At 46.7% G+C, this 13,985-nt stretch carries 11 protein-coding genes and 1 other RNA gene; all 12 read right to left on the reverse strand.

Annotated elements, in window-relative coordinates; genetic code table 11:
• Window positions 1-182: 182 nt before the first annotated feature.
• Window positions 183-1,640 carry a UDP-N-acetylmuramate--L-alanine ligase gene (murC, locus tag R7E78_RS06465; RefSeq protein ID WP_318057765.1) on the reverse strand — a complete coding sequence of 486 codons (1,458 nt, stop codon included), beginning with the start codon at window positions 1,638-1,640 and terminating at the stop codon, window positions 183-185.
• A gap of 23 nt (window positions 1,641-1,663) precedes the next feature.
• Window positions 1,664-2,731 carry an undecaprenyldiphospho-muramoylpentapeptide beta-N-acetylglucosaminyltransferase gene (murG, locus tag R7E78_RS06470; RefSeq protein ID WP_047102003.1) on the reverse strand — a complete coding sequence of 356 codons (1,068 nt, stop codon included), beginning with the start codon at window positions 2,729-2,731 and terminating at the stop codon, window positions 1,664-1,666.
• Window positions 2,718-3,914 (reverse strand): cell division protein FtsW, encoded by a 1,197-nt coding sequence (gene ftsW / locus R7E78_RS06475; RefSeq protein ID WP_005372933.1) that lies wholly within the window; start codon window positions 3,912-3,914, stop codon window positions 2,718-2,720. Before ftsW ends, murG begins: the two co-directional genes overlap by 14 nt.
• 18 nt (window positions 3,915-3,932) lie before the next feature.
• The gene (murD, locus tag R7E78_RS06480) at window positions 3,933-5,246 is read right to left on the reverse strand and encodes a UDP-N-acetylmuramoyl-L-alanine--D-glutamate ligase (protein WP_017821485.1); all 1,314 of its coding nucleotides are present in this window, start codon (window positions 5,244-5,246) and stop codon (window positions 3,933-3,935) included.
• Window positions 5,247-5,285: 39 nt separating this feature from the next.
• Window positions 5,286-6,368, reverse strand: coding sequence for a phospho-N-acetylmuramoyl-pentapeptide-transferase (gene mraY, locus R7E78_RS06485; RefSeq protein WP_005372931.1), 1,083 nt, complete (start codon window positions 6,366-6,368; stop codon window positions 5,286-5,288).
• Window positions 6,368-7,732, reverse strand: a complete 1,365-nt coding sequence (locus tag R7E78_RS06490) for a UDP-N-acetylmuramoyl-tripeptide--D-alanyl-D-alanine ligase (RefSeq protein WP_318057766.1) — start codon at window positions 7,730-7,732, stop codon at window positions 6,368-6,370. Before R7E78_RS06490 ends, mraY begins: the two co-directional genes overlap by 1 nt.
• Window positions 7,729-9,210 carry a UDP-N-acetylmuramoyl-L-alanyl-D-glutamate--2,6-diaminopimelate ligase gene (gene murE, locus R7E78_RS06495; protein ID WP_047101996.1) on the reverse strand — a complete coding sequence of 494 codons (1,482 nt, stop codon included), beginning with the start codon at window positions 9,208-9,210 and terminating at the stop codon, window positions 7,729-7,731. The genes R7E78_RS06490 and murE overlap by 4 nt, the downstream gene beginning before the upstream one ends.
• A gap of 62 nt (window positions 9,211-9,272) precedes the next feature.
• Entirely contained in the window at window positions 9,273-11,066 is a 1,794-nt protein-coding gene (locus R7E78_RS06500; RefSeq protein ID WP_318057767.1) for a penicillin-binding transpeptidase domain-containing protein, read from the reverse strand.
• Window positions 11,063-11,380: a cell division protein FtsL gene (gene ftsL / locus R7E78_RS06505; protein WP_005372920.1), complete on the reverse strand. Its 318-nt coding sequence runs from the start codon at window positions 11,378-11,380 to the stop codon at window positions 11,063-11,065. Before ftsL ends, R7E78_RS06500 begins: the two co-directional genes overlap by 4 nt.
• A gap of 5 nt (window positions 11,381-11,385) precedes the next feature.
• Window positions 11,386-12,336, reverse strand: a complete 951-nt coding sequence (gene rsmH, locus R7E78_RS06510) for a 16S rRNA (cytosine(1402)-N(4))-methyltransferase RsmH (RefSeq protein WP_017633610.1) — start codon at window positions 12,334-12,336, stop codon at window positions 11,386-11,388.
• A 175-nt stretch (window positions 12,337-12,511) separates the two neighbouring features.
• An RNA gene (gene rnpB, locus R7E78_RS06515) (RNase P RNA component class A) lies at window positions 12,512-12,942 on the reverse strand.
• A 167-nt stretch (window positions 12,943-13,109) separates the two neighbouring features.
• Window positions 13,110-13,973: a 16S rRNA (cytidine(1402)-2'-O)-methyltransferase gene (rsmI, locus tag R7E78_RS06520; RefSeq protein ID WP_047101994.1), complete on the reverse strand. Its 864-nt coding sequence runs from the start codon at window positions 13,971-13,973 to the stop codon at window positions 13,110-13,112.
• Window positions 13,974-13,985: the final 12 nt, after the last annotated feature.

The raw sequence follows: 13,985 nt of genomic DNA on the forward strand, positions 1-13,985 counted from the left end.
TCCTGACTTTTGTCGTGTACTTTTTACCCATATAATTACGCAGAGGTAAAAGTCTTGACTTTAACCTTGGGATTATACTGAGCTCTTGTAAACTATCAAACACTGATAGCAATAAATCACAATGATATTGACGCAAAATCGAGATCTGAGTCTTTATCTGTCCTTCGCATCAACAATATGTGTCAGCCAAGCATCTTGTTTATATTCAATTTAAGACCTGCCAGCTGTTTCGCCACTTTACCAATATCACCCGCACCTTGCGTTAAGATTAGGTCGCCGTCTTGTATAACGTTAGCTAAAACTGAAGGTAATTGCTCGATTTCTGGAACAAAAATCGGATCTACCTTGCCTCGGCTGCGAATTGTGCGACATAAAGCGCGCCCATCAGCACCTGCAATCGGCTTTTCACCCGCTGCGTAAACATCCAGCATGATCAATACATCCACCTGTTCAAGCACATTCGCGAAATCATCGTATAAATCACGAGTACGGCTATAACGGTGCGGTTGGAAAATCATCACCAAACGCTTGTCTTGCCAACCACTGCGTGCTGCATTAATGGTTACATCCACTTCTGTTGGATGATGGCCGTAATCATCAACAAGCATTGCATGGCCGTTGCCAGTATCAAACTCGCCAAGGTGATCAAAACGTCTTCCCGTACCTTGCGTACCAGCCATTGCCTTTAGGATCGCATCGTCTTCAATGTCATCTTCAGTAGCAACCGCAATCGCAGCAGACGCATTCAATGCATTGTGACAACCTGGAATATTCAGCGTGATATCTAAGTTAGCTCGCCCTTTACGTACTACCGTAAATTTGCCTTGCTGCCCCTCTTGACGATAATCTTCAATACGTACGTCGGCATCTTCAGAAAAACCGTAAGTTATCACTTGACGACTAATACGTGGGATTAACTCTCGAACCACAGGATCATCAATGCAAACAATTGCTTGGCCGTAAAACGGTAGATTATGAAGGAAATCGATGAAGGTTTGCTTTAAGGTTTCAAAGTCACCACCATAGGTATCCATATGATCGGCTTCGATATTGGTAACAATGCTCACCATTGGTTGCAAGTGCAGGAATGACGCGTCACTTTCATCTGCCTCTGCAATTAGAATACGACTCGAGCCTAGACGCGCATTTGTACCTGCGCTTTTCACCAAACCGCCATTCACAAACGTTGGATCAAGACCGGCTTCAGAATAGATTTGAGTGACAAGAGCGGTCGTCGTGGTTTTACCGTGTGTACCCGCAACGGCAATACCGTGACGGAATCGCATCAATTCAGCCAACATCTCTGCGCGGCGTACAATAGGGATGCGTAATTCACGTGCCGCCATCACTTCTGGGTTTTCTTCGTTGATCGCCGTTGACACAACAACCACACTTGCTTTTTCTACATTACTGGCTTGATGACCAATAAATACCGTCGCACCTTTTGATACCAAACGCTCTGTCACAGCGTTCTCTGATAGATCAGAACCTGTGATTTGGTAGCCTTCGTTCAACAGCACTTCTGCAATGCCGCTCATGCCCGCACCACCAATACCGATGAAGTGGATGGATTTCACGCGGCGCATCTCTGGCACCATTGCGCGAATCTGAGCTAAGTCTTGTGTATGTTGGATTGTCATCAATTCTATTCTCAATAATTCGGTTAACGCTTTTCGGTCAAAGCGACAATGGCTTGTGCGACAACTCGGTCAGCATTCAATTTTGCAGCGCCACGCGCTTGCTCAGCCATTGTAAGTAAAGCTTGGCGATCCAATTGTTGGATCTGCTGAGTCAGAGACTCAACGGTTAAATCTGGTTGTTCAATCATTTTCGCCGCGCCGCAATCCACCAAGTGGTCTGCATTAAGTGCTTGCTGGCGGTCTTTGTGCATGAATGGAACAAAAATAGCGCCTACACCTGCCGCCGAGACTTCAGAAACGGTTAACGCTCCAGAGCGACAAACTAAAAGGTCAGCCCATGCGTAAGCTTCTGCAACGTCATCAATGAATTCCATTACTTCTGCATTTACCACACCATTAGCTTGGTATGCTGCATTCACTTCTTCGGCGGCACCTTTGCCCGCTTGATGACGAACATAGTAATCTTCGCCCAATTTCGACATCACTTCTGGCAGAGTTTGGTTAAGAATACGTGCGCCTTGGCTGCCACCCATCACCAAAATGCGAATTGGACCTTGGCGCTCTTGCATGCGCTCAATTGGCGCTGCTAATTGAGTCACATCTTCACGAACTGGGTTCCCAACCACTTCGGCATTTGGAAAAGCGCCTGGGAAAGCCTGAAAAACCTTCTTAGCGATTTTCGATAACCATTGGTTCGTTAAACCTGCTACTGCATTTTGTTCATGCAGAACAACAGGAATGCCACTCATCCAAGCGGCAATACCGCCCGGGCCGCTAACATAACCGCCCATACCAAGCACTGCATCTGGCTGCCAGCGTTTCATGTGAGCACGAGCCTGCATAATGGCATTGATAATTTGAAATGGTGCTGCAAGAAGACGTTTAACGCCTTGACCTCGTAACCCTTTCACTTTGATAAAGTCGATTTCAATGCCATGTTTTGGCACCAAATCCGCTTCCATTCGATCCGCCGTACCTAACCAACGGATCTCCCAACCTTGCTCTTGAAGCTGTTTTGCTACCGCCAAACCTGGGAATACGTGACCGCCAGTACCACCAGCCATCACCATCAAACGTTTATTTTGTTTCATTAGCTTGTTGTTCTGATTGTTGTTGCTCGCGTTTCAAGCGGCATTCGTAATCGATACGCAGTAGTATGGACACTGCGACGGACATAATTATTAGACTAGAACCACCATAACTGATGAGTGGAAGTGTTAAACCTTTAGTTGGAACAATACCGGCGGCAGCTCCAACATTAACCAAGGTTTGAAACGCAAACCAAATACCAATTCCGAAAGCCAGATAACCTCCGAACATTTCGCCTTCTTCAAATGCACGCTTGCCGATGTAAACCGCTTTTAGCACCAAGCTAAAAATCAGCATTAAGACCAGCACTACGCCTACGAAACCAAGCTCTTCAGCAAGTACGGCAAACACAAAGTCGGTATGCGCTTCCGGTAGATATTCCAGTTTTTGAATTGAATTACCGAGACCTTGTCCGAACCATTCACCACGACCAAACGCCATCAAAGACTGAGTCAACTGATAGCCACTGCCAAATGGATCTTCCCACGGGTCAAGGAAGGAGGTTACTCGTCGCATACGGTATGGCTCGACGAGAATCAAACCTACTACAGCGCCGATACCTGCCACCATCAAGGCGAGAAACTGGGTTAGTTTTGCACCTGCGATAAAAAGCATGCCAAACAGCGTGACCAGCATCACGACGACCGTCCCCAAGTCTGGCTGACCAAGTAGTAATACTGCGAAGAAGGCAAACACCATGATTGGCTTCATAAAGCCACCAAAGAACGTTTGTCGTACTTCGTCTTGCTTTCGAACTAAGTAACCAGACATGAAGATAAACAGCGATAGCTTCGCGACTTCCGCTGGCTGAAGGTTAAACAGCCCAAGGGGAATCCAACGAGACGCACCATTAACCGACTTACCCGCCAAGAGCACGATGATCAACAGTGCGAAAGAAGCCCAAAGTAAGTAATGGCTCTTCTTAAACCACTCTTGCAAAGGCACTTGCAAAATAACAGCGGAGGTCCCTAACGCCAGCACGAGAAACGTCGCATGACGAAACATAAAGTGGAACGGCTGTTCCGTTAATCGAGAGCTGATTGGAAATGATGCAGAGGTTACCATGACCAAACCAGTCAACATCAAACCCAGTGCAATCCACACTAACTGACGATCAAACATCGCCTCTGGGGCTGGATGCTTGAGCCAATTGCCAATACTGCGTTTAACGTTACCTAAACCCACGAAGTGTGTAACCTTTAATTATGCATATTTCTGAGCAAGAGCAGCGAAAGCATCACCTCTTGCCATAAAGTTGTCGAATTGATCAAAGCTAGCACATGCAGGAGACAGCATCACCATATCACCTGGTTTTAACTGCGAAGATACTTGTTGAATCACATCTTCCATAGTGTCGAAACGTATTGCAGATTCATGCAGTGGCATAAATTCATCGCCATCAGCGCCAAAGCAACACAGTTGCAAGTTAAGCGTCGCGAAGATCGGTTTTAATGGCGAGAAGTCAGCACCTTTGCCAACACCACCAACGAGTAAGTAGAGCTTGCCTGTCGATTCCAAACCAGATAGCGCAGCCATAGTGCTGGCAATATTAGTTGCTTTAGAGTCATTCACCCATTTGACGCCTTGATTATCCGCAACCACCTGGCATCGGTGTGTCAGTCCCGTGTAATTTTTAAGTGCATTCAATGCTTTGTGATAGTTTACGTCCGCAGCTTTTAATAGCGCTAAAGCAACCAGAGCGTTAGATAAGTTGTGCTTACCAACCAACTTAAGCTCATCACTTGCGACAACTCGTTGACCGTGATCGAGCAGCCAAGTACGGTTGCCATCCACCTCGAGACCAAAGTCCTGATTGTCGCTGCCAAATGTCACCAATGGCATCTCTGCGTCTGGGAAGGTTTCTTGATCATCACGGTTCACGACTGCAAGAGCAGCATGGTTAAAAATACGCAACTTAGCTTGTCGATAGTCAGACATGCCTTGATAACGATCCATATGATCTTCAGAAAGATTCAGAAACGCAGCGGCTTTGAGCTTTAAGCTTGACGTCGTTTCTAACTGGAAGCTCGAGAGTTCGAGTACATATAGGTCTGCGTCTTGTTCTAACAAATCCAGAGCAGGCACACCGATGTTACCACCAACGCCAACATCCAAACCTGCAGCCTTAGCCATCACACCTGTGAGGTCGGTTACTGTGCTCTTACCGTTTGAGCCCGTAATCGCAATTACGGGTTTCTGCACCGCCCAAGCGAATAACTCGATATCACCAACTACTGCCGTACCTTTTGCTAAGACGGCTTGGATCTCTGGTGTCGCTAGCGCAATACCAGGGTTGGTCACGATAAGATCCGCGTCAGAAAGCCAGTCCGTATTCCAACCACCACTATGCAGTTGAACACTTTCCGGCAAGCGCTCTGCACCTGGAGGGTTTACACGAGTATCAATGACTTTGACCACAAGTTGTGGCTGATTTTTTCTTAGGTGTTTAACGACAGAGAGCCCGGTAATACCGAGCCCTACGACGACAACACTATGTATGTTTTGCCAACGTTCCATATTTGATCACACTGTAAATCTTGTTCTTGGAAAGCGCGATTAACGCACTTTCAATGTCGCAAGACCAATCAGAACAAGAACCATAGAAATAATCCAGAAGCGCACGATTACGCGAGGTTCTGGCCAACCTTTCAATTCGTAGTGGTGGTGAATTGGTGCCATACGGAAAATACGCTGACCACGTAATTTGTAAGAACCTACCTGCAGGATGACTGATAGCGTTTCCATTACAAATACGCCACCCATGATCACTAACACCAACTCTTGACGAACTAGAACAGCAATGGTGCCCAATGCACCGCCAAGCGCTAGTGAACCTACATCGCCCATGAACACTTGTGCTGGGTAAGTGTTAAACCACAAGAAACCAAGGCCTGCACCTACGATTGCTGTACATACGACAACTAACTCAGATGCATGTGGTAAGTATGGTATATGAAGGTATTCAGAGAAGTTAACGTTACCGGTCGCCCATGCAATAACCGCGAAGCCTGCTGCAACAAGAACCGTTGGCATGATTGCCAAACCGTCTAGACCATCAGTCAGGTTAACCGCGTTACTTGTACCTACAATGACAAAGTAAGTCAGAATGATATACATCAAACCAAGTTGCGGCATGATGTCTTTAAAGAATGGCACCACTAGCTGAGTTGCTGCTGTGTCTTTACCGTAAGCATACAATGCGAAAGCGACGACAAACGCGATCAACGACTGCCAGAAGTACTTCCAACGCGCGATCAAGCCATCGGTATTTTTGCGTACCACTTTACGATAATCATCAACAAATCCGACCGCACCGTAGCCAAGTAAGACTGTCAGTACCGCCCATACGTAAGGGTTGGATAAGTCTGTCCATAGCAAAATCGTGATTGAGATGGCCGCTAAGATCATGATACCGCCCATTGTTGGGGTACCACGCTTACTAAAGTGAGATTCAGGACCTTCGTTACGCACTACCTGACCAATTTGCAGCATTTGCAAACGCTTGATCATGATTGGTCCCATCCATAATGACAGACCTAGAGCGGTTAATACGCTTAGGATTGCTCGAAAAGACAAGTATTCAAACAATCGGAAAAAAGACAGGTATGGCTGTAGCAGCTCGGCAAGCCAAATAATCATTAATAATACTCCTTCAAAGCAGCAGCGACTTCAAACATACGTGCACCATTCGCTCCTTTCACCAATATCGTATGGTTTTCAGGAACGGCTTGGTCTAGATGCTGCTTGATGTATTCAATCATCTCTTGGTGCGTCTCAAAATGAATGCCTTGGCAAAGATCACTGATCACCTTGGCGTCTGCACCATATGTGAGAACATGTTCAAATTTTTGTGGGGCAGCATGTTCCCCGACTTGACGATGAAGTGCAAGACTTTCCTCGCCCAATTCCGCCATATTACCTAAAATCAGCCAGCGTTGACCTGGGAAAGCGGCCAATAAATCAACTGCCGCTTTCATGGCTGGCACGCTCGCGTTGTAGCTGTCGTCAATCAATTTTATCTTTTCGCTCAGCGCTTCAACCTCGACGCGACCTTTCACTTTGTTCAAATGTTTAAGGCCAGCACGAACCTCTTCTAATGTGGCTCCCATTTGTAACGCAATAATAGAAGTAGCGATCGCATTCGCAACGTTGTGTTGACCTATAATACCCAGAGACAGTTCAATTTCTTGTGAGCTTGCTGCGATATGTAAGTCAAAGCTTGCTTCACCTGCGGCGTTCAATACGATGTTAGAAGCGAAGAAGTCTGCATCAGTATTACTTTGTGAAAAAGTAATGACTTTCTTATCTGCTAACACTTCATCCCACTTGGCTTCACCATTGCTGTCTAGGTTAACAATCGCAATACCACCAGCTGAAAGGCCTTGGTAGATTTCACCTTTGGCTTGTTTCACGCCATCGATAGAACCAAAGCCTTCAAGGTGAGCGGCGGCTACATTGTTCACTAACGCGATATCTGGTTTTACTAACTGAGTCGTGTAAGCAATTTCACCTATATGGTTAGCACCAAGCTCAATCACGGCATAATCATCATCCTGCTGTGAGCGCAATAATGTCAACGGAACACCAATATCATTATTGAAGTTACCCGCCGTGAATAACACTTTGCCTTTCAATTGCAGGATACTCGCAACCATTTCTTTTACGGTAGTTTTACCGCAACTTCCGGTGATGGCAACGGTAGGTGTTTTGCATGCTTGATGCACCCAAGAAGCAAACTCACCCAATGCAAGTTTGGTATCCGACACCACAATTTGCGGCACATTCACATCTAAGCGTTTTTCTACGAGTAAAGCACCGGCACCTGCATCTACCGCTTGTTGGCAAAAGTTGTGCGCGTCAAAGCGCTCCCCTACTAACGCGACAAATAGAGCCCCACGATCAATCGTTCGTGTATCAGTAGAAACCGCGTCGATAAGTAGATCGTCGCCGAATCGCTCGCCACGAGTGATGTCTGCAATTTGAGATAACGTTACTTTGATCATGAGGTCAATCCTAAAAGTTGCATTGCGGACTCGCGGTCGGAGTAATGAATCGTTTCGCCATTACGAATCTGATAATCTTCATGGCCCTTCCCTGCTAACAAGATAATGTCGTTTGGCGAAGCATTTTCAATGGCATAAGACAGTGCTTTGAAGCGGTCATGCTGAACAATCGCTTCAGCAGGTTTTGACAGCCCAGCTAACATGTCTTTCACAATCTGAACCGGATCTTCGCTGCGTGGGTTATCGTCAGTCAACACCACTCTGTCACCTAGACGCTCTGCAATTTCCGCCATCATTGGGCGCTTACCTGCATCGCGATCGCCACCGCAGCCAAAAATAGCCCACAGCTGGCCTTCACAATGAACTCGTAAAGCTTGCAGCGCTTTTTCTAAAGCATCAGGAGTATGGGCATAATCGACCACGACTTTGGCACGATCCTCAGTTTGGAACAACTCCATTCGGCCGAGTACAGGTTGCAGTTGACCTGCGGTTTCGAGTAACGCTTGTTTCTCTTTACCTAAGCTTAATAAGGTCGCAAAAGCGAGCATTAAGTTGGTTGCATTAAACTCACCAATCAAAGGCGCGTGCAATTCACCTGAGCCAAATTTACCATCGAACTTAATAGTAATCCCTGACTCCGCGTAACTGACTTCCGTCGCCCAAATTGCGCTTTCAAATTCAGTGTACGGCTTGAGCGAGACAGCGATCGCATTACTTAACTGCGACGCCCATTGATGACCGACTTCATCATCAACATTGATAATGGCACGTTCACATTGGTGTTGCGTGAACAACCCAAGCTTTGCATTGGCATACGCTTCCATCGTGCCATGATAATCTAAGTGGTCACGACTTAAGTTAGTAAACACGCCCGCCGCAAATGATAATGCTTTGACACGACCTTGCGTCAGGCCATGAGAAGATACTTCTAGCGCGGTGTATGTGGCTTGTTGATTTGCGAGAGAGGAGAGCGTTTTCTGAATTTCAACGGCATTCCCCGTTGTATTCGCAGCTTGTTGCAAGTTATTGAGGAAGCCATTTCCTGTTGTTCCCATTACCGCCGCTTTATGGTCAAGCAGTTCTAGCCATTGCGCTATTAACTGGGTAATAGTGGTTTTGCCGTTGGTGCCGGTGACACCAATCAAATCCATATCAGGGTAAGCATAAAGCTTTCCAGCAATCGCGGATAAACGTTGGTCCAACCTATCAATGTAAATGACGGGAACATCATCAATGATTTCCACCGTACCATGTGTTTTGACATCGCAGGCTTGCGCCAGGGCTGCATTTGCACCTTGCTCAATTGCAGAGGCAATGAATTTACGCCCATCCACAACATGGCCAATCACTGCTACAAACGTGGTTCCAGGTTGAACTCTTCGGCTGTCGAGCTCCAATTCAGAAACAAGAACGGACGATAAGCTAGGGCAATCCACCCAAGGGGAAAGCAGCACGTCCATACTGATGGCTTTAGTCATATTTGTTCTCCGAGCTTTGGCTCAGGTTTTCTTAATTTTGTTTGCTCAGTAAACCACAGGGCTTACTGTTGGAATTTGTTTTCGTCAGGTGCAACATTGAGTATTTGTAGCGCGCCTTTCATGATTTCAGAGAAGACAGGAGACGCTACCGAACCACCATAGTAGTCATCACCTTGAGGCTCGTTTACGATCACTACTAAAGCAATTCGCGGATCGCTAACCGGAGCAAGCCCAGCCGTGTAGGTGATGTACTCGTCGCTGTACCCACCGGCAGAAGCTTTACGTGATGTACCTGTTTTCGCTCCCACTCGATAACCAGGAACTGCCGCTCTGCGAGCCGAGCCCCCTTTTTGAGTTACGGTTTCCAACATGTCTAATACTTGACGCGCATACTTCGCACTCACCACTTGGCGTGACATGTCATGATCATTGCTTTCGATAATATGAATAGGCTCGTATTTGCCAAGGTTTCCAAGCGTCGCATAAGCATGGGCTAGCTGGATTGGTGTAATTGATAGACCATAACCAAACGCAATCGTGGCGCGCTCAATTGGCGACCAACGAGTTCGTGTAGGAAAAATACCCGTCACTTCCCCGACTAGGTTTAGGCCAGAAAGCTCACCAAAACCCACTGAACTGTACAGCCCAAGAAGCGCCTCTACCGGCATTTGCATTGCTAGCTTCGTCACACCGATATTACTCGACTTTTTAAGGATCGTGGTCAAGCTCGCTTTGCCTACGCGAGAGACATCTCTGACTCGACTACCACCTAAACGTAGGACACCATTACCGGTATCTACGATGGTATCTTTATCAGCTATCCCATTTTCTAAGGCGGCTAAAATAACGAAAGGCTTAATGGTCGAACCGGGCTCCATTGAGTCTGTGATCACTCGGTTACGCATTTGATAGCTTTGCCAATCGCTACGATTGTTAGGGTTGTAAGAAGGAGCATTAACCATGGCCAATACGGCGCCCGTTTTTACATCCAACATGACAACGGAACCTGAAGTGGCGCGGTGGTCCGCAACGGCTTGCTTAATCGCACGATACGCAATCGCCTGTAGGCGCTGATCGATGGTTAACTGAAGTGATTTACCTTCTTGCTTGTCTTGCCAAGCAATGTTTTCCACAACACGACCATAACGGTCTTTACGAATAGTTTTCTTACCCGCCGCGCCAGTGAGCCATTCATCGTAGCTACGCTCCACACCTTCTAGGCCATGCCCGTCAATGCCTGTTACACCGACTAAGTGAGCACTAACCTCACCTGCAGGATAATAACGACGAGATTCCGACTTAAGGCCAATACCTGGCAGCTTTAGCTCACGAATATAGTTCGCCATGGCCGGACTGACCTGGCGCTGCAAGTAGATAAAGCGGCGTTTTTCATTGCGCTTGATTTTGTCTATTAACCCTTGTCGGTCAATACCAAGAACATCCGCTAATGCATGCCAACTTTTGGTCTGGCTTAACGCGTTTTCTTTAAATATCGTGGCAGGATCTGCCCAAACCGCCTCAACCGGTACACTGACAGCAAGCGGCTCACCATTTCGATCCGAAATAATACCGCGAGCAGAAGGAATGGATTTAACACGAACCGAACGTAGGTCACCTTGTTTAATCAGGTTATCTGGCTCAATGATTTGGATGTAGGCTACGCGTGCCACCAAAAGGGCAAATGCACAAAAAACAAAAAACAGTAATAGATGGAAGCGCCAACGAATCAAGAAAGATTCTTCGACCGCCACTTTCACTGCTTTGTTATCGGTTTTCTTATCCCCCGTAGCCGCTTTCTCTTTTGCTACAGGTTTACGCTTATTGGCTTGTTTCGTGTTGGATTTTTTTCTAATCATTTGAGCGTGACAACCACTTCTTTATCGCCATCAGGTCGTTTCATTTCAAGTTCTTTTTTGGCAAGGTCTTGAACACGACTGTGTTCCGCGAGGGCAGTTTCTTCCAACATTAAGTTACGCCATTCGCTATCTAATCGTTCTCGTTCAACCAACGTATGGTCTTTCTCGGTGATCGCTTGACGCGCATGGTGGGTAGCAAATACCACTCCCATTGCCGATGCCACGATCAATAGCAACAACAGTAATGGCCAGCGACCAACAGTGAGGAGATCCGTTGCAATCAACTTAGCAAGATTAGGAGTGGATTTCGTCATAATAATTAAAGCTTTTCTGCAATTCTTAACACAGAGCTGCGCGAACGAGGGTTCATTTCAATTTCTTGTTTGCTTGGTTTAATCGCTTTGCTCACCGCTTTCATATTCGCACTACCAAGAGCACGAATTTGCTCTTCCGTCATTGGAATACCGTGTGGCACTTCAGGCCCTTTGCTCTCTTTACGGATAAAACGTTTGACCATACGGTCTTCCAGAGAGTGGAAGCTAATCACAGATAAACGGCCTTCAGGAGCAAGAATGCTCGCCGCGCCTTTAAGTGCCGTATCAATTTCTTCTAACTCACTGTTGATGTAAATACGAAAAGCCTGGAAAGCACGAGTCGCAGGGTGTTTTTTCTCTTTAAAACTTTTCGGTGCGGCATCTGAAATCAATTTTGCCAGCTGACCAGTGCGAACCATTGGCTCATTTTCTTCATCTTCACGGTAGGCAACAATCGCTTTTGCAATACGGCGCGCATGTTTATCTTCCCCGAACTCGCGAATGACCCAAGTGATATCATCGAGGTCTGCTTCCATCAACCATTGAGATACTGGAATACCTGATGTCGGGTCCATACGCATATCTAGCGGACCATCTTTCATAAAGCTAAAGCCACGCTCTGCGTCGTCTAACTGAGGAGAAGAAACGCCTAAATCCAGAAGAACACCATCCACTTTTCCAACTAGCCCATACTCTTCAGCATACTCAGCAATACCAGAAAATGGACCATGAATAATGGTGAAGCGAGGGTCATTGATTTTGCCTGCCTCAGCGATCGCTTGAGGGTCACGGTCGATACTGTACAGTCGGCCATTTTCACCGAGTTTAGATAGAATTGTCCGGCTGTGACCGCCACGGCCAAATGTTCCATCAATATAGACGCCGTCTGGTTTGATAGCTAAGCCATCAATGGATTCATTTAATAACACGGAAATATGTTGGAAGGTTTCGGTCATAGCTTTCTCGTTGAATGATCTTGAAGCGATTCTTTAGTGTACTGATTTCCTACATCATCGCCACCACAAGTCTAAAGTTAGACGTGATTTACGCCAAGTTTATTGGTAATGACATAGTTTGCGTCAATTAAATGCAAAAAACCCATCACTACCGAAGTAGAGATGGGTCTCGAATAGGTGGAGCCGACACATAAGCCGGGTTCTGTTCCGCTTGCGCGGCGGTAGCCATTCGTCTAGGCCAGCAATCACTCACTGGCTCGAGCAACCTACCCGCCTCCTTACGCGAGCAACGCAATGTGGAGGCCTATTTGGTCTTGCTTCAGGTGGAGTTTACCCTGCTACGAACTATTGCTAGTCGTCCGGTGCGCTCTTACCGCACCCTTTCACCCTTACCTGTACCCTTACGGGCCATCGGCGGTCTTCTCTCTGCTGCACTTGTCGTAGGCTTGCGCCCCCCAGGCGTTACCTGGCACCTTGCTCTATGAAGCCCGGACTTTCCTCCCCTTTGTCAGTCTCCCGAAGGACGTCAACGTCAGTCTCCCAAAGGGACTTCGACGTCAGTCTCCCGAAGGACATCAACAAAGCAGCGACTACCCAGTCAGCTCCGAGGGCGGATTGTATAGAGTTCTCACTTCAGAGTCTAGTTAGATCACAGATATGATGAAATGAATGCACTAAGTGATGACTTTTTAGTCAGCGCGCCAAAAATAGATAATAAAAAGGCCGATTCCTAAACATCAGCCCTCATTGACCATTTATCTCGCTAGCGGCACTTAGTCTAAGTTTTCTAAGCCCCATTTATATAGCGCATTCTTCTTCAAGTTATGTATTTCTGCCACCAAAGCAGCTGCTTTTTTCAAAGGCAGCTCTTTGGTCAAAATCCCTAACGTGCGTAAAGCATCTTCAGGTAGTGAGTCGTCTGTTGTTTCACGATGGCCATGTACCAACAATACCATTTCACCACGCTGTTGGTTATCGTCACTTTTCACCCATTTAATCAGCTCACCTAACGGCATGCCTTGAATGGTTTCAAAGGTTTTTGTTAGCTCTCTTGCCAACACAACTTCTCTATCTGGGCCAAGAACGTCTAACATGTCTTGTAGAGAGTCTAAAATACGGTGCGGTGACTCGTAAAAAATACACGTACGCTCTACCGAAGCAATCTCTAGGAATTTATCCTTACGACCTTTGCTTTTCGGTGGTAAAAAACCTTCGAAGCTAAAGCGATCAGATGGCAAGCCAGAGGCACTTAACGCCGTAATGACCGCACAGGCACCTGGAAGAGGCACAACTCTAACGCCCGCTTGACGACATTTTGTCACCAAATGGTATCCTGGGTCGCTGATAAGTGGCGTACCAGCGTCAGAAACTAATGCGATAGACTGACCGGAAAGCAGCTTTTCTACCAAAACTTGTGCTTTTTGCTGCTCATTGTGGTCATGTAGAGCAAAAGTTTTGGTTTGAATATTGAAGTGAGACAGTAATTTGCCCGTATGTCGAGTATCCTCAGCGGCAATGATGTCCACAGTCGACAGAATTTCGATAGCACGTTGGGTGATATCCGCTAAATTTCCGATTGGAGTCGGTACGATATAGAGAGTTGGCCCCTCATTCGGCAACTTATTTTTATCTGTCATTTGTTTACCATC

The sequence above is a fragment of the Vibrio sp. YT-19(2023) genome, assembly GCF_033337395.1.